Genomic DNA, 18392 nt, shown 5'->3' with positions numbered 1-18392 from the left:
TATAACAAGGATTTATCATAAATGTTTTTTATTTTATTCAGTTGTAAAATTATTCAAGTATTTTTGCACTATTATAGTATAATAAATATATGAATTAATAAAGGTGGGGACATTATGGAGAAAATATTAATTGTTGAAGATGATGAAGATATTAGAAAAATTTTAAAGATTTATTTAGAAGGTCAGTCTTATGAGATTTTAGAAGCTGAAAATGGATATGAAGCTATGAAACAAATAGATAATAAACTAGATTTAATTATCTTAGATTTAATGCTTCCTGATATAGATGGACTTACTATTTGCAAAAATATAAGAAAAAAATATCATTTTCCTATTATAATGATTACAGCTAAAAATGCAGATCAGGATAAAATATTAGGATTAAGTTATGGTGCTGATGATTATATTACAAAACCATTTAATCCATTAGAAGTTATTGCTAGGGTAAAAGCACAACTTAGGCGTTATAATCAATACGGAGATAATGAATTTGATATGGATAACTCAGATAAAATCTATTATAAGGGTCTTATATTAAACAAGAAAAGCAAAAAGGTAAACATCAATGGAGAAGATGTCAAGCTCACACCAACTGAGTTTAAGATTTTAGAGGTTTTGTTAGACAGAAAAGGACAAGTTTTAAGTGGAGAGGAATTATTTCATTTAATTTGGAATGATGAGTATTTCTCAAAATCAACTAATACTATTACAGTACATGTTAGAAATTTAAGAGAAAAAATAGGTGATTCGTCAGAAAAACCGCAATATATTAAAACTGTATGGGGGGTAGGTTACATAATTGAAGTGTAAGAAGTGGAAATGGAATTTTTATATTATTGCATTTATAGCATATATATTTGTACTTATATTTATTGATGGTTATTTACAAGGAAGTGTAGCAGAGTATTTTGTAAGAACAATTCTTGATGATAGAGAAGAAGCATTAAGTGTAGGTGGATTTCATATTATAAGGGGAAGTTTTAGATGGGATAGATTAAGAGATATATTAACATTTCTTGCTGTTGGAGGATTTTTAATTTTAGAAATATGTGTTCATTTTGCTTCTAAAATATCAAGTAATAGACAAAATAAAAAAATTTTAGAGCAAGTTGAAGAAAGAATAAGTTTATTTCAAAATGGAGAAAATCCAAGTGAAGTTCAAGAATTTAAGGTGATTGATATGGAAATTAAATCAATTTTAAATGAAAAAGAAAAGATAAGACAACGTATAGAAATGGAAATACAAAAGAAAAATGATTTAGTTACATATCTTGCCCATGATTTAAAAACACCATTAACTAGTATTATTGGCTATCTTAATATTTTAGAAGAATCAGAAGTAGCTGAAAATATACGTAAAGAATATTTAAAGAGGGTATTGGACAAGGCATATCATTTGGAGGATTTAACTAATCAATTTTTTGATATTACAAGATTTAATCTTCAAGATATACCTTTAAATAAAACAGAAATTAATGGAGAGTTTTTTCTTGAACAAATAACTGACGAATTATATCCATTACTATTACCAAAACAATTGAAATTAGATTTGAATGTTTCATCAAATCTTAGAATTTATGGTGATGGAACACTTTTAGCGAGAGTTTTAAATAACTTATTAAAAAATGCAATTAGTTATAGTAATAATGATTCAATTATTAAAGTAACTGGTAAAGAGAAAAATAATTCAGTAATTATAATTGTTGAAAATGATGGAGATATAATATCTAAGCAAGAACTTGAGCTTATATTTGAAAAATTTTATCGTCGAGATAAGGCTAGAAGTCAATCATCTGGTTCTGGTTTAGGACTTGCTATTGCAAAAGAAATTGTTGAACGACATGATGGAATATTAAAAGCAGAAAGCTTAAAAGGACATACTAAATTTATTATTCATTTACCAAAATCTTTATAAAATCTTTATAAATTCTAAATAAATCATAAATAAACCTTTGTCCAATCATTGATAAACTAATGTTAGAACAAAGGTTTATTTATTTTAGGAGGAATAACATGGAATTAAAAATTGATAAAGTGACAAAAGAATTCAAAGATTTAAAGGCTGTAAAGGATGTTGATTTAAATTTTACACCTGGAATATGGGGACTTCTAGGACATAATGGAGCTGGAAAAACAACACTTATGAGAATGATGGTAGGAAATTTAAGGCCTAGTAAAGGAGAAATATTTTTTGATGGTCATTCAATCTCTAGTTTAGGTGGAAAGTATTTAGATAAAATAGGTTATCTACCTCAACATTTTGGTTATGATAAAAATCAAACCGTAGAGGATTTTCTAAAATATATAGCTTCTTTAAAAGGAATTGATAAAGAATTAAGAAATAAAAGGATTATAGATTTGTTACAACAGTTTAACCTATCTGACGTAAGACGTAAAAAAGTAGATAAGCTTTCTGGAGGTATGAAAAGAAGAGTAGGTATTTGTCAAGCAATGTTAAATAATCCAGATATTTTAATTGTTGATGAACCAACAGCTGGTTTAGATATTGAAGAGAGAAAAAACTTTCGTCAATATTTAACAACAATTAGTAAAGAAAAGATTATTATTTTATCTACTCATATTGTTTCTGACATAGAATTTATTGCAAACTATCTTATACTTATGGAAAAAGGAGCAATTATTGAATATGGAGAAAGTAATGCTTTAATTAATTCTATTGACGGTATGGTTTTTGAAGCATTGGTAAGAGAAGAAGAGGTTCATATGTTAGAAAAGAAGTATAAAGTAATGAATTTTAGAAATGAAGGAGATGGATTAGTAGCAATTAGATATATTGCAAAAGAACCATTAGAAAATAGTAAAAAAGTGAAACCTAATCTTAATGATTTTTACCTTTCAAAAATAAAGGAGGTTAAATAATGGATCTGTTTATTTCTGAATTTAAACGTCAAATAAGTGCAAAAAGATTTATATTATATGTTTTAATTCCTATAATTTTTGCTGTTTTATGGGCTTGGTTTATTATAGGAGGAGCTACAGCAGATTTTATGCAAACAGGATGTTATAAAGAATATAAAGGTAAAGCAGCAATAGAAATTGCAGCTAAGGATAGAAATGTTACTGCTGGAAAAATGACTGAAGGTAAATTTCAAAAAGGGCGTGATACATTTGTTAATGCATTAAGAAGTGATGATGAAAGTGATGTAAAAATTACTAAAGATTTATTACAATATGCTGTTTATGCTGATAGTTTAGTAATGCAGAATATTCAATTGAAAAACATTAGGGGAGAATCTATAAATGGATATGCAAAACTTCCTGAGAATGCAGGAAAAAGTTTTTATGAAAATGAAGATATATGCTATGAGTATATGATGAATTTAAAGTTGAAAAATGAAGCTGAAAAAGAATTATCTTTAAAAATGTGGAATGAAGTAGAAAAACCATACACTTACTATGGAGGTTCTGAGGTTTGGAGTGATGGTATTGAACATATACAAATTTTTACTTTTGTTCTTTTAATAATAGCTGGATTCTTTTCAAGTGGTATTGTTGCAAGGGATAAAGAAAGTGGTTTAGATGAAATTATATCCACAACTAAAAAAGGAAGAAAAAATTTATTATGTCCCAAACTTTTGTTACCACTAATTATGGCAGTTCTAATATATACTGTGGGAATGGGAACATATGTAGTAATTTTAAAGCATTATCTACCAGCAGATGCCCTTCAAACATCAGCCCAAGTATTTATGAAAACAGTGTTGCCTTATAATTTAGATGAACTTATGAAAAATATAATTATTTTTGGATTAATAGGAACAATTACTATTTCTGCATTTACCACTTTCATTTCATCTATAAGTAAGAAAACTTCAATAGTAATGATTATTATAGTGCTAGTGATTATTAGTGGATTTATATTATCTGTATCCATGGGTTTAAGCAATCCAATACTAAACTTTATTAATTTTATTTTACCAGGTAATGTAATATTTTCTTTTTTAAATATTGGGGTACCGGTGGTTTCTATTTTTGGCAAAGCAATATTATCTTTCAAACTAAGATTAACAATAAGTCTATTACTAATTTTAATTAGTTTAATATTGGCTTCATGGACTTACGTTAGGAGGGGAATAAAATGTTGTTTCAAGAAATAAAACGCCGCTTGTTTACAAAATATGTTTTATTCTCTGTGATTGGCATTTTAATTATTACACTAGGTTTAAATTTTATGTTAATACATGATGAAAATGACATAAACTATAATTTGCAACAAGAGTATTTTTATGAGGGAGATATTAAAGAAGATGAACTTTTAATTGCACTTAAAAAAGTTCGTGATGAAAAATCAGAAGAGTTAAATTATATATATGAGCTAGAGGTTATTAATAGTCTTGTTAATACCTATCCAGGTATTTTATATACTGAGGGGAAAGTCAAGGATTACCCAGATAAATTTGCAAAAGATTTTTATCAATGTTGGAAATATAAATTTGAGGCATTAATCAAGAAACTTCCTTCTTCACAACAAGAAATAGCTAAGGAGAAATTAAATCAAGTTAAGATTCCATTTAAGCAATATCATGAACATCGCATATATCCTTTTGTATTAGGAAACATTCAAATCATTTATATGATAATTGCATTTCTAGTAACATTCTTTGCAACAAGTACTTATTCAGAGAGTTTTGAAGATGGTAGTATGGATATTATTATGACAACAAAATTTTATAAAAAAAATATGTTCATAAGAGTTTTACCAGTAATTATTTATGGAGTTTTATTGACTATAATAGCTACTCTAGGAACAGTATTTATAATAAGTTCTAAGTTTGGATTTAAAGGATTAAAAAGTAGCTTTAAAATGATTTCATTATTTTCTTATGGTAATTTTACAATAGGACAAACTATATTAATTATGGCAATGGCAGAAGTTATAGGGGTTTTTGCGTTATCTACGGTAATGGGATATTTATCTTTAAAATTAAAGAAAACCACTGTAGTTATAGCTATAGGTGTTGGTTTAAATATGTTTTATATAATTGTAAGTAAGTTTATGTCATTTTCAACAAATTTAATAAAATATTTACTAAATGCAATTCCTATATCAACTCATCAGGTATTTATCAGTATGAATGAATTTTCTTTAGATTTCAGAATTTGGGAACCATATGAAATTATGATTGAAGTATTAATAGTATTTATAATCTCTTTTATAGCATTAACTTTTTCCATTAATAGAAAGGAAGTTTAAAAATGAAGAAAAAATGGAAATTTATATATGGTTTTATTATAATAGTTTACACTCTTATATTACTTAATATTTTAATATTTAAGTACTTAGATAATCCATTGCAGCTAATTACATGGAATCATCCAGATTATCGAGGAATAAATCTAATTTTATTTAAAGATATTTGGGATGCTAATTGTTCTGTAGGTTATAATAAAAATTCAATAATAGGAAATATTTTGTTATTCGTACCACTTCCTATTCTTTATAATATAGTTATAAAAGATAATTGGAAAAAATCTTTACTATTATCTTTAGAAATCAGTGTAATTGTGGAATTAACTCAATATATATTTAGAATAGGAGCATTAGATATAAATGATGTTTTTTTAAACACATTAGGTGGTTTTTTAGGAATTATTATTTATAAGTTTGCAAAAAAAGTATTTCCTGAAAAGTATGTAGTAAAAATAATAGGAATTTTAGGTGGATTAGCAGGAATTTTAGTTGTTGCATTAGATACTCTTATATATATTTATAATTAATAAATTTTATAAAGTTAATAAGATAGGACTTAAACGTTCTATCTTGTTTTGTTTTGCATGCAAAATTATGGGAGTTTATACGTATTAAAAAGGTGAAAAAATTACTTTATAAAAAAAATAAGTTGAAATTTTATAATAAAGTAAAATTTTTGTAAATATAAGTCTAATATATGTGATATTTTGTAAATTATGTTACAATAAATATTATATAAAATACAATTTAATGAAAAATAGTAGCATGTTATAGTATTTTCAGTATGTTATATAGGTAATATATCATATATTTAAAGGAAGGATTGTGATTAATGAAATATATAAAAAAAATACCCAATTCGGATAAAGAGTTAAGCAACAAATTAATAAGTGAAGGATGGAAAAAACTAAAGGAACCATCTAATTTAGCTATGGCAACTTTACTCTCAGTGCCTTTCATGTTTATAAATGGAATTATTTCTGTTGCTATTGCATTTTATTTGTATCCACCGTTAAAAGAGTTTTTTAGTAGTACCCATAGTTTTAGTATTGAATTCAAATTAGATTCATTTTCGCTAATATATATTGGTGTGATTTTATTGTTTATGACAATACATGAATTTCTACATGCTTGTTTCATACCTAATGTATTAAAATCAGATAAAACATATTGGGGTATTAATGGAGTTTGTGGATTTGTTTTTACTACTGAAAAAATAAAAAAGAACAGGTTTTTAATTATTTCTATTATGCCATTCATTTTATTATCAATTCTATTACCTTTCATTCTTAATATTTTTGGATTATTAAATTGGTTTACTATATTTTTATGTTTAATAAATGCAATGGGATCATGTGTAGATTGTTTAAACATATGTATTGTAACAATTCAAGTTCCAAAGGGTTCATATATTGTGAACAATGGGTTTGAAACATATTTTAAGTAAGTTTTAATTATAAGAATTATAGGGAAACAAGCTCCAATTTAAATTTATTCAATAACCTTAAAATATTTTCATACAAGATATAGTGTTGAATTCTAAGCGATTCAGAGCATGTCTCACTATTTGGGGTATCCAAGTTTTGTAATGGGTAATTTTAAAAGTCAACTTGGAACCCTATAGCTGTGTTAATTTATAGAAATTTAACAAGCATAGGATTAATATGAATTGGATAAGGAAATTTATTTTTACATAAAAAATATATAAAAATAATTTTAAAGGAAAATTAAAAAAAGATTTAAAGTCATATTATTATGTTGACATAAGAAAATAAAATAATAAAAGAGTTTAAATAAGGATTATATTTGTCTAAAATGAATATTTTAAGTCAGATTTTAATCCTTTTAAGGAGCATGAAATGAAAAGCGATATATTTACAATTTTACAAATCCCATCAAATAGTAGTTTTAGCGAAGTGAAAATGCGCTATAATAACATGAATAAAATGGGGTTTCACACTCAAAATACAATAAAAGCTAGTTATAAGGAGTATTGCAAAAATCATAAAAGAGATATTTTCCTTTTTTATATTAAAGAAATAAAACTTATGATAAAAATTTTATTTGGTATAGGAATTGCCACTGTTCCTATGTATATGACATATATGGAAGGGTTTAAAGGGCAACGCCAATTTGTATTGATTTTATTTTGCAGTATTTATTTATTTTTTGCTGGTTGGGGAGTAGAAGCCCTTTCATGTGTTCAATATGAAAAAATTAAAACAATCCCATTAATAGGTACTAAACTTTACATTATTTTAAAATTAGGTATAGGTATTGCTATTGGTGGTTTAGTTGCATTATTTCAGCTTTTTTCACGTATTTTTGCAAGATAGACTCTATTAAGTTAGAAAATTATATATGTAAAAATATATTCTGGAATTAGCAAGAAGTTTTGACAACTAAATTATAGTTAGATATATAATACTGTATAAATAGTTTTTCAGGAGGTTTATAAGTATGAAAGATAAGTTGAAACATTATACTATTTTTGCAGGTGTAAATGGTGCAGGAAAAACATCAATGTATAAGTGTATGTATTTAAGTGAAAATAGAGATGAAAAAAGAATAAACACTGATGAAATGGTGGGAAAAATCGGCTCATGGAAAGATAATAAGCTTCAAATAAGATGTGCAAGAGAAGCTGTTAAATTAATAAAGACTTATATTTTGGAAGGAACATCATTTAATCAAGAAACAACTTTATCAGGTAAAAGTATTATTAATAATATAAAGAAAGCAAAAAATAATAATTTTTATATTGTAATGAATTATATAGGTGTAGAAAGTCCTGAGGTTGCTAAAGAAAGAGTTAAAATAAGAGTTAGTAAAGGTGGACATGGAATACCAGATGAGGCTATTGAAAGAAGATATTATGATTCGCTAGAAAATTTAATAGGTTTAATTGAGTTATGTGATGAAATAAATATTTATGATAATACATATAAACTTAATGAAATAATGAAATTTCAACATGGAAAACTTATATGGAGTAATAAAGAGATGCCAAAATGGTCAAGAAAAATATTATAGATATATTTCAGTTATCACTTGTAGGTTCAAATAGTAATGAGATTTCATTAAATTCCATTATTGCAGTACCAATAACTCTTGCTCTTATAGGGGTATTTATTGCATATTTATCTATAAAAAACATAGAACATGTAGATATTAATAAATAAGATATTAGTTTATATTTATAGATAAGTTTTAGCCGTATTACTAATTAAGTGATACGGTTTTTAGTATTATAAAAAAAGGTATAAGTTTAAGATAAAATGTACAAATTGAATAATTATAACTAATCTGTTTTAAACTAATATAGAAAATAATATATTAATAAAGTGAAAGTTGAGGATAGTTATATGAGTAAAAAAAATAGTATAAATCCCTTGATTATATTAGGAGCTTTAGCTGGTGCAGTAACTATAGCATCTGTAGGAGCGAAAAAGATTAAAAATAACTCAAAAACATTTGAAATATCAATTACATATGGTGATAATGAAGATAAGCAAGTATACTTTGTTGGTGGTGGATTGGCTTCTTTAGCTGGTGCAGCCTACCTTATAAGAGATTGTAATTTTAAAGGTGAAAACATTCATATTATAGAAGGCATGAAAGTCCTTGGTGGTAGTAATGATGGTGCAGGTAATGAAGAATATGGCTTTGTATGTCGTGGTGGTAGAATGTTAAATGAAGAAACCTATGAAAATTTCTGGGAACTATTTTCAAGTATTCCATCTCTAGAGTTGCCAGGCAAAAGCGTTACTGAAGAAATTCTTAATTTTGACCATTTACATCCAACCCATGCACAAGCACGATTAATAGACAAATATGGATTTATTCAAGATGTTACTACCATGGGATTTAATAATTCTGATAGGATTGCTCTTGGTAAATTAATGATTACTCCAGAAGAGAGTTTAGATGATATGACTATTGAGGAATGGTTTGAAAATACCCCTCATTTTTTTGAAACTAACTTTTGGTACATGTGGCAAACAACCTTTGCGTTCCAAAAATGGTCTAGTCTATTTGAATTTAAACGTTATATGGAACGTATGATTTTTGAATTTTCCCGTATTGAAACTTTAGAAGGTGTTACACGTACAGCATACAATCAATATGAATCGGTTATTCTTCCATTAAGGGCTTATCTAGATGAATTTGGAGTTGATTTTAGTATTAATTCAAATGTAACAGATTTAGATTTTAAACAGGGAGAAGGTATTACAGTAACTGCTATACATATAGAAAATGATAATGGCAAAGAAATCATAAAATTAAATCCTGGAGATGTTTGTATTATGACAAATGGATGTATGACTGATTGTGCAACTTTAGGTGATATGTACACACCTGCTGAGTATAAACCGGAAAATCCAATATCCGGAGAACTTTGGAGGAAAGTAGCTGATAAGAAGGATGGATTAGGTAATCCAGAACCTTTCTTCGGACATCCAGAAGAAACTAATTGGGAAAGCTTTACTGTAACTTGTAAAGGTAATAAGCTTTTAAAATTAATTGAAAAATATTCTTCTAATATTCCTGGTAGTGGAGCTTTGATGACATTTAAAGATTCTAGTTGGTTAATGAGTATTGTTGTTGCAGCACAACCACATTTTAAAAATCAACCAATGGATACAACTATCTTTTGGGGATATGGTCTATATACAGATAAAATTGGTGATTATGTTAAAAAGCCTATGCGCAATTGTACCGGTGAAGAGATATTAATAGAACTTTTACATCATTTACATATGGAAGATGAACTTGAGGAGATAATAGAGACGGTAGTAAATGTTATTCCATGTATGATGCCATATATAGATTCACAGTTTCAACCACGTAAGATGACAGATCGTCCAAAGGTTGTGCCAAAGGGTTCAACAAATTTTGCTATGATTAGTCAATTTGTTGAAATACCAGAAGATATGGTATTTACAGAAGAATATTCTGTACGTGCAGCAAGAACTGCCATATATACATTATTTAATGTTAAAAATAAAAAAGTACGTCCTGTGACTCCTTATAAAAAACATCCAAAGGTTTTAAAAGATGCATTAAAAACAGCTTACAGATAAAAAATATCTATAATGTTACTTAGTAAGTGTAATGCTTACTATCTTATAACTTGATTTTCTAGAGAAATTTGAACTTTAAAATAGTAGCTAAAAATTTCTGAAATGACTTCATTTGTAAATTTCTATAAAAACTTATAAAATACATGTAAAAGCGTGTGAATGCACGCTTTTGTTGTATTTAATATAAATGTATTGCAAAAAATAAAAATGTATAAAATAATTTTAATTGATACGTGATATTAACCAATATTGAATATATAATACAAATATAACATGTTTGATGTGTTAGAAAGAAAGGGTTAATTAAATGAAAGTTGTTGTATTGATGGGGAGTCCTAGAAAAAGAGATAGTTATAACATATGTAAATTAATTGAAAAGAATTTTAAAAAAAATTATACTGTAGATTTTGAATATATATTTTTAAATGATTATATAATTGAGGAATGCAAAGGCTGTGATATGTGTTTTCAAAAGGGTGAAAAGTTTTGTCCATGTAAAGATGATTTATATAAAATTAAGGATAAGTTTTTAAATGCTGATGGTATTATTTTTGCTTCACCAGTATATGCATATCAAGTGCCTGCACCATTAAAACGAATATTTGATAGATTATCGTATATGTTTCACCGCCAGGAGTTAATAGGAAAACCAGTATTAACAGTTGTGACCACAGGTGGTGGTGGACATAGGCAAGTAAATAAATATCTCAAAATGACTGTATGTGGTTGGGGATGTAATTTAGTGGGGACAATTGGCATTGTATCTCCTATGTTTTTTGAAAATGAAAATTCAGCATGGGTATATGATAAAAATTACCATAAAAGAAAGGTTGAAAAGGTTGAAAGGTTATCGGAAATATTTATAAAAATTATAATAGATAATATACCACATATTCCTACGTTTTATGATATTTTTATGTTTAACTGTTTAAGAACCAAGACATTTACTTCTCAAGCAGACTATGATTTTTGGAAAGAAAAAGGTTGGCTTAATTCAAACTATTTTTATGATGTAAATATTAATTTGTTTAAAAAAGGGTTTGGAAATATATTAAAAATAATTATCAATTCAAGTGGTAAGAAGTTAAAAGATAAATCAATTTATAATAAATAGCGTAATAATAATTTATTTTAAGAAATGAGTTATATAATAATTATATATATATTTAAAAGTATGTATAAGTGGGATGAATATAATATAAATCTTATATTATAAAAAAATAAAAAAGTGGTTATAATATGAGATTTTAAACATGGCAAAATATTTATTTAAAATAGATAAATTGATTAAGTAAAGGAGGTTTAATATGAAAGGAAAAAAATCTTTAAAATTTAAGATTGTTACAGCAATGACTATTTTATTAGTAATATTAGTTTCAACATTTTTTATTTATGTAAATTCTTATTATAGAGCTAGTTCTTTAGCATTGGATAACTTAAAATCTGATTCAGTAGTTCAAGTAGAAAAAGATGGAGATATTTTATTTAAACCAGTAGCTAATGGTAAAGATATAGGATTTATTTTTTATCCAGGTGCTAAGGTAGAAATGTCAGCATATGCACCTATAGCTAAAGAAATAGCTTCTAATGGATATACCGTTGTTATTGCTAAAATGAGATTTAATTTAGCAATTTTATCTCCAAATAGAGCAGATGATATAATAAATAAGTATAATGATATCCATAATTGGGTTATAGGAGGACACTCTTTAGGTGGAGTTATGGCATCGGATTATGCACTTAAAAATGATAGTATAAAGGGGTTAGTATTGTTAGCATCATATCCTCAAGATAAAAAAGATTTTAGAAATAGCAACATAAAAACTTTATCTTTATGGGGAAGCAATGATAAGGTAGCAAATTTAAATAAAGTAAAAGAAGCTAAAAATGTTATGCCAAGTAACTCAGAATTCATTGAAATAAAAGGTGGAAATCATGGAGGCTTTGGGGATTATGGACATCAAAGTGGCGATGGAGAAGCTACTATAACAAATAAAGAGCAGATGAATTACACATCCAAATGCATTATAAAACTTTTGGATAGTATGAATTAAGGATACATCAGTATAAAAGATGTAATAATTTGTTATTATAATGTCCAATATTACAATATTGAATGTATATTAAATAAAAAAGTATAGACTACATTATTTATATGTAGTCTATGTATGAAACATATAAATACAAGTATTAGTGGGGCAATACACTAGATATAATAGAAAGTTAGGAGAATAGTATGGGCAGAAAAATAATATTAAATTTAGCAATAAGTATTGATGGATATATTGCATCAGAAACAGGAGGATTTGATTGGATAGTTGGAGATGGCTATGATAAATTAAATACAGAAAAGAAATGGGATTATGATGAGTTTTTAAATAATATAGATGTTGTAGTTATGGGTAAAAATTGTTATGAGCAAAACTTTTTAAGTGATTTTAAAGAGAAAAAGGTGTATGTAGCAACATCCCAAAACATACAGGACTATGACAATATACATTTTATTAATGGTGACATATGTAATAAAATATTAGAAGAAAGAAAAAAAGAAGGTAAAGACATATTTTTATTTGGTGGTGGAGTTCTTATTGACAACTTTATAAAGGCTAATATTATAGATGAATATATAATTGGTATAATACCTACCATATTAGGAAGTGGAAGACCGCTATTTTTAAAAAATAACCCTAAAATAGATTTACACCTACAAGAATGTATTATTGACAATGGAATTACAATATTAAAATATATAAAAAGATAAATTCCTTTTGTTTCAACTCAATAATTATAAATTTAGTTACAAATATATATATAAGCGCTTGTAAGTAGTTCTCTATTTTCATAAGGATAGTTACAGAATACAGTATCTAAAAATTTAATTCTATAAAAATATTTGCATATTGTTCCTTTTTTCATAAGATATTATTTATATATTAGCAGTTGATTATAACATTAATTTTAAGATAATATATATTATGGATTTTCAATAGTTTAAGTCATTTGAACCAATAGGCAAAAACAATGTAAACCTTTTATTAATAGTTATTATATGTGTAGATAATATATGGAAATAATATTAAAATACTAGTAAGATATAAAGCCATTTTATTATCTATTTTTATATGACTTATAGGGGGTAGAATCATGAAAACAGAAATAATAGAAGGTTTACTTGTTCTTAAAGTTGATATGGTGGCGACCTTAGCCATTGCAATTTTGTTATTATTATTAGGCTATTGGATTATAAAAAAAGTATCTTTTTTAAGAAAATTCTGTATTCCGGCACCTGTAATTGGCGGTTTACTATTTTCAATACTTACTTTAATTTTAAAACAAAGCAATTTAGTAACAATTGATATGGATACAACTTTTCAGTCACCTTTTATGATAGCTTTCTTTACAACTATTGGACTTGGTGCAAGTTTTAAACTACTTAAAAAGGGTGGAAAGTGCTTAGTTATATATTGGATTCTTTGTGGGGTTCTTGCTATTTCTCAAAATGTTATTGGCGTTGTATTTGCAAAAATTACTGGCATTCATCCTATGTTTGGAATTATGGCAGGTTCGGTATCTATGGAAGGTGGACATGCAGCTGCAGCTGCCTTTGGAAAAACTGCTGAGACTATGGGCGTTAGTGGGGCAAAAACAGTTGCTATAGCAGCAGCTACATTTGGGCTCATATGTGGAGGTCTTATAGGAGGACCTATTGCAAAGGGACTAATAGATAAATACAAATTGAAACCGTCTACAATTAGTGAGTATGATACAACATCCTATGATGAAGTAGTAAATGATGAAAATAGCTCAAAAGTTACAACTAAGAACATTATGATTCATCTAGCTGTAATAACAGTGTGTATGACAATAGGGTCAATTGTAAGTGAGTGGTTTTCAAATGTTACAGGGCTTTCTTTACCAGGCTATGTAGGTGCTATGTTTATAGCAGTAATCTTTAGAAATATAAATGATAAAAAACATATTGTAAAATTAAATTTTAATTTAATAGATATTATGGGAAATACATGTCTTGGAATTTTCTTATCAATGGCATTAATGACATTGAAGCTATGGGAGTTATCAGGACTTGCTGGACCATTATTAATAATAGTTATTGCACAAGTAGTATTTATGATATTATACACTACATTTGTTGTATTTAAGTTAGTAGGAAAAGATTTTGATGCAGCAGTTATGGCAGCTGGAATGGCAGGACATGGACTTGGGGCGACTCCTAATGCTATAGCTAATATGAGTGCAGTTACTGAAAAATATGGACAATCTGCAAAAGCTTTTCTAATAGTTCCATTGGTAGGTGCATTTTTAATTGATGTTATAGGTATTCCAACTATTGTACTTTTTATGAACTTATTTAAATAATTTTTTGAAAATTTAAAATATTTTTAAAAAATAAAAAGAAATAGTAATATAAATTTGTTTACTTTAAAAAGTTTTACAATTAATTATAAAAAAATAAAATATTGTGAAAACCACATAGTTAGTGGCTTTCAATTATAATACAGAAAAGTAATAATGAGTATTCATAATTAAAAAAATTTAAATTAAAAGGAAACTTATATGCATAACTTAAATATAATATAGTATAGGTCGAAGTTTACCTATAAATTATAGTTATGAGGAGTGTTTTTGCATGGGTGAATATTCAGAAAAATATTATTGTAATAATAAACCAGAACACAATAATTTATGTCCAAAAAACAGTTTATGTTTAAAAGACAGTTTAATAAAAGCTTTAGAACTAGTATTAAATTTTGATTATTTAGATTTAACTATAGATGTTCCTGCTCAACATTATGGCTTGAGGTTTTATACTTTATTTAATAGACTTGATGCAGTTGGAGGAATCACTCCTTCATTGACTTATGATGATTTTGTATCTTTACAAGCAGATATAAGTGTACCAGCTGGCTATAATCCAGCATTTGATAATACAGATAGAAACACAATAATACCAGTATGTGCTTTAAGAGCTGTAGCATTTGTAGTTCAACCACGAGGCGTTGACATTTTATTAAGAGAATTAAAAAGATTATATAAAGGCATAAAAATTTATAGTAATGATTGTTCATGTAATAAAGATATACTAGATGTACTAGTTAATTGCAAGTGTAATCCATTTAATAGTACTGCTGTATATGAAATAGGTGTAGACGCTATTGATCGTTCTTTCAATCCTGTAAGAGGTAGAATAGTAGCTTATGATTCTCAATTGGTATGGGTTCAAAGTGTAGAAATTGGTTTTCCACCAACTTTCTATATAGTTCCTTTAAAATATATATCTTTTATTACTATTATGTAAATCAAATACTTTCAATTTTAGAATTTAAGTTAAATGAGCTATTGTAAAGTTAATTAAAATTAATAGAGCAATAGCTCTATTTTCTTTATAAAAATGTGTACAAATCTCAAAATAAGAAAATTAAAAAGTATTTATAAAAGTATAATTTATTCAATGGATATATTAACGTATAGAAGATTAATTTTAATAATAGGTTAAACTTATTTTGTTGGAAAGAAAATAGTAGAGGGGTTATTAGTACTAACATTTTTTTAGCAATTTAGGAACAGTAGAGTTTAAGTTTTATTGATAAAATATAATTAACAAGTGAGAAAAGGAAAGGTGATACATTGAATTACAGCAAGTCTATATCAAAGTGCATTGAATTTATTGAAAAAAATATAAAGATGGATTTGACACCAGAAATAATAGCTAGAGAATGTGGATATTCTACTTTTCATTTTTCTAGAGTATTTAATATTAATCAAGGAATGACTTTAATGGATTATGTAAAAAAAAGAAGACTTGCATTAGCAGCAATAGACCTATTTAGTGGAAAGAAAATAATTGATATTGCACTTGAGTATAGTTTTGATACACATAATGGATTTTCAAAGGCATTTAAAAAAGAATATGGATTTAGTCCTACAGAGTATTTAAAACGTATGGATGGATATTTTGATGAAAAATCAATCTTGAAAATTGGAGGGTATATTATGAATCCTGTTATATTAAAAAAATCAGCATTTAAGGTTGCTGGATATGGTATTAAAACAAATGTTACTAATGGAAATTATACAAAAGATATTGCTTCATTTTGGAGTAATTATGATGGTGAAAATTTAGAAAGTAAAATGTATGAAATCTTAAATCCACCAAAACATGGCGAAGTAGGATTGTGTGTGTCATCAAATGATGAAAGTGGAGATGCAATATATCTTCTTGGGGTTATAGTTGATGATTTTACAAAGGTTACAGATGATATGATATCAGTAGATGTACCAGAAGCAACATATGCTATATTTACAACTCCACCAGTAGACACAAGTAATGATATAGAACAGAAAGAATTTGCTAATATAATAAAAGAAACTTGGAAATATATATTTGAAGATTGGTTTAAAGATAGTAAATATAGATTTGATGAAAGTAAATTGGATTTTGAATTTTACGATGAGAGATGTCATGGAAGAAAAGACACTGTAATGGATATTTATATACCTGTAGTAGAAAGATAATTATTATAAGTAAAATATTAGAATAAAGGAGATGGAGTACTTTAAAAAAGCAATCCATCTCTTTTTTTAGTTATGCTTATATTAAAAATGTTTTTAAAAAATTTAAGATGATAAAATACGGGAGTAATTAAAGTGAAGATTAAGTATTGTAAAATTTACATATAAATGATATTCTTTTCATATCCCCTATAGGGGGATATGAAAGGGTGAGATAATGTCATATTTAAGGAAAAATAAAAATAATATTGCTTCTATTTGTATTTTAGCTATACCTGTAGTTATTGAGAATATTCTTCAAACTTTTTTAGGAACCGTTGACACATATTTTGCAGGTAAAATTAATGATAGTGCAATTGCAGCAATTGGAGTTACAAATTTAATAGTTAATGTGTTTATTACATTTTTTACAGCTATTAGTATAGGAACAAGTGCTATTGTAGCTAGAAATTTTGGAAAAAAAGACATTGATAAAGTAAATTCTGTTATAAAACAATCTATTATATTAGGTGCAATAATTGGTTTAATAGTTGGTTTAATTAATTTTATATTCTATAAACAAATATTAATGATATCAGGTGTTTCTGATAAAGTATTATCTTATGCAACACCTTATTACATAATTGTGGTAGTTCCATCAGTAATTCTTTCTTTAGCACTTATTTTATCTAGTTGTTTAAGAGCAACAAAGGACACTAAGACACCAATGATAGCTACTGGAATTGCAAATATATTAAATATAATATTAAATTTCATTTTTATAAATATAGGAATGGGTATTGTTGGAATAGCACTAGCTACAACAGTTTCACGTATAATGAATGTTGTAATTCTTATAGTAAAACTGAAAAAAAATAAAAATGGAGTTAATCTTCAATTGAAAAAATGGAGTATTGAAAAGGAAACTATTAAGTCTATTGTAAAAATAGGAATACCAGCAGGAATTGAAAAATTAATTATGAGATTAGGTCAAATAGTTTATAATGGTATGATTATTTCTATTGGTATATCAGCATATGTAGCCCATAATGTAGCTGGGAATATTGAAAGTTATTCTTATATACCAGCAATGGGATTTGGTGTTGCCACAACAACCCTTATTGGAATAACTCTTGGAGAGAATAATGTTAAAAGATCTAATGAAATGGTTTTTCTATCATATTCTATAACCACTATTTTGATGGTTAGTATTGGAATTATATTTTTTATTTTTGCGCCACAACTTGCAAGCATTTTTACAAATACAAAAGAAGTTCAAGAAATGGTTATAAAAGTTTTAAGATTGATAGCTCTATTTCAACCTTTTGTAGCTATAACACAAATATTTACTAGTGCGCTACAAGGGGCTGGAGACACTAAGTTCCCTATGTATTCCACTTTGATAGGTATTTGGGGTATTAGAGTAGGGATAGGTTATTTATTTGGTGTTTTATTAGGGTTTGGTTTGATAGGTGTATGGATGGCTTATGTTATTGATATTACAATTAGAGGGATTCTTTTATTAAAGCGCTTCTTAAATGGAAAATGGAAGAAGATAGTTATATAATTAATATAATGAATAAAAA

The 18392-nt window shown here is 26.5% G+C and carries 18 protein-coding genes; all 18 read left to right on the top strand.

What is annotated here, in order from left to right; all coding sequences use genetic code 11:
- Window positions 1–114: 114 nt before the first annotated feature.
- The 18 genes from AZI32_RS12135 to AZI32_RS12055 all read left to right on the top strand — a co-directional run bounded on the left by AZI32_RS12135 (window position 115) and on the right by AZI32_RS12055 (window position 18373).
- Window positions 115–810, top strand: coding sequence for a response regulator transcription factor (locus tag AZI32_RS12135; protein ID WP_061996095.1), 696 nt, complete (start codon window positions 115–117; stop codon window positions 808–810).
- A complete protein-coding gene (locus AZI32_RS12130) occupies window positions 800–1915 on the top strand; it encodes a HAMP domain-containing sensor histidine kinase (RefSeq protein ID WP_061996094.1) in 1116 nt (371 codons plus the stop codon). Before AZI32_RS12135 ends, AZI32_RS12130 begins: the two co-directional genes overlap by 11 nt.
- Window positions 1916–2013: 98 nt before the next feature.
- Window positions 2014–2880 carry an ATP-binding cassette domain-containing protein gene (locus tag AZI32_RS12125; protein ID WP_061996093.1) on the top strand — a complete coding sequence of 289 codons (867 nt, stop codon included), beginning with the start codon at window positions 2014–2016 and terminating at the stop codon, window positions 2878–2880.
- Window positions 2880–4118 carry an ABC transporter permease subunit gene (locus AZI32_RS12120; RefSeq protein ID WP_061996092.1) on the top strand — a complete coding sequence of 413 codons (1239 nt, stop codon included), beginning with the start codon at window positions 2880–2882 and terminating at the stop codon, window positions 4116–4118. The genes AZI32_RS12125 and AZI32_RS12120 overlap by 1 nt, the downstream gene beginning before the upstream one ends.
- On the top strand, window positions 4100–5215 hold the full coding sequence (locus AZI32_RS12115; protein ID WP_061996091.1) for a hypothetical protein: 1116 nt from the start codon (window positions 4100–4102) through the stop codon (window positions 5213–5215). Before AZI32_RS12120 ends, AZI32_RS12115 begins: the two co-directional genes overlap by 19 nt.
- A 2-nt stretch (window positions 5216–5217) precedes the next feature.
- Window positions 5218–5739 (top strand): VanZ family protein, encoded by a 522-nt coding sequence (locus AZI32_RS12110; RefSeq protein WP_061996090.1) that lies wholly within the window; start codon window positions 5218–5220, stop codon window positions 5737–5739.
- Between the two features lie 305 nt (window positions 5740–6044).
- Complete coding sequence (locus AZI32_RS12105; RefSeq protein WP_061996089.1) at window positions 6045–6659, top strand: DUF3267 domain-containing protein; 615 nt, start codon at window positions 6045–6047, stop codon at window positions 6657–6659.
- A 412-nt stretch (window positions 6660–7071) separates the two neighbouring features.
- Window positions 7072–7548, top strand: a complete 477-nt coding sequence (locus tag AZI32_RS12100) for a hypothetical protein (RefSeq protein WP_061996088.1) — start codon at window positions 7072–7074, stop codon at window positions 7546–7548.
- Window positions 7549–7684: 136 nt separating this feature from the next.
- The gene (locus AZI32_RS12095) at window positions 7685–8245 is read left to right on the top strand and encodes an ATPase (protein WP_157450904.1); all 561 of its coding nucleotides are present in this window, start codon (window positions 7685–7687) and stop codon (window positions 8243–8245) included.
- A complete protein-coding gene (locus AZI32_RS18845) occupies window positions 8224–8394 on the top strand; it encodes a hypothetical protein (RefSeq protein WP_199870174.1) in 171 nt (56 codons plus the stop codon). The genes AZI32_RS12095 and AZI32_RS18845 overlap by 22 nt, the downstream gene beginning before the upstream one ends.
- Before the next feature lie 183 nt (window positions 8395–8577).
- Window positions 8578–10296 (top strand): oleate hydratase, encoded by a 1719-nt coding sequence (locus AZI32_RS12090; protein ID WP_061996086.1) that lies wholly within the window; start codon window positions 8578–8580, stop codon window positions 10294–10296.
- Window positions 10297–10603: 307 nt separating this feature from the next.
- Complete coding sequence (locus AZI32_RS12085; RefSeq protein WP_061996085.1) at window positions 10604–11410, top strand: NAD(P)H-dependent oxidoreductase; 807 nt, start codon at window positions 10604–10606, stop codon at window positions 11408–11410.
- A gap of 193 nt (window positions 11411–11603) precedes the next feature.
- On the top strand, window positions 11604–12350 hold the full coding sequence (locus AZI32_RS12080) for an alpha/beta family hydrolase (protein ID WP_061996084.1): 747 nt from the start codon (window positions 11604–11606) through the stop codon (window positions 12348–12350).
- Between the two features lie 182 nt (window positions 12351–12532).
- Window positions 12533–13057 (top strand): dihydrofolate reductase family protein, encoded by a 525-nt coding sequence (locus AZI32_RS12075; protein WP_061996083.1) that lies wholly within the window; start codon window positions 12533–12535, stop codon window positions 13055–13057.
- A 383-nt stretch (window positions 13058–13440) separates the two neighbouring features.
- Window positions 13441–14673 carry a sodium/glutamate symporter gene (gltS, locus tag AZI32_RS12070; RefSeq protein ID WP_061996082.1) on the top strand — a complete coding sequence of 411 codons (1233 nt, stop codon included), beginning with the start codon at window positions 13441–13443 and terminating at the stop codon, window positions 14671–14673.
- 271 nt (window positions 14674–14944) lie between these two features.
- Window positions 14945–15613, top strand: coding sequence for a hypothetical protein (locus AZI32_RS12065; RefSeq protein WP_061996081.1), 669 nt, complete (start codon window positions 14945–14947; stop codon window positions 15611–15613).
- Between the two features lie 329 nt (window positions 15614–15942).
- Window positions 15943–16830, top strand: coding sequence for an AraC family transcriptional regulator (locus AZI32_RS12060; protein WP_061996080.1), 888 nt, complete (start codon window positions 15943–15945; stop codon window positions 16828–16830).
- 214 nt (window positions 16831–17044) lie between these two features.
- Window positions 17045–18373, top strand: a complete 1329-nt coding sequence (locus AZI32_RS12055; protein WP_061996079.1) for an MATE family efflux transporter — start codon at window positions 17045–17047, stop codon at window positions 18371–18373.
- Window positions 18374–18392: the final 19 nt, after the last annotated feature.

The sequence above is a fragment of the Clostridium sp. ATCC 25772 genome (assembly GCF_001573875.1).
Taxonomy (GTDB): Bacteria; Bacillota; Clostridia; order Clostridiales; family Clostridiaceae; genus Clostridium_J; species Clostridium_J senegalense.
This window is presented reverse-complemented; position numbering and strand designations above follow the sequence as displayed.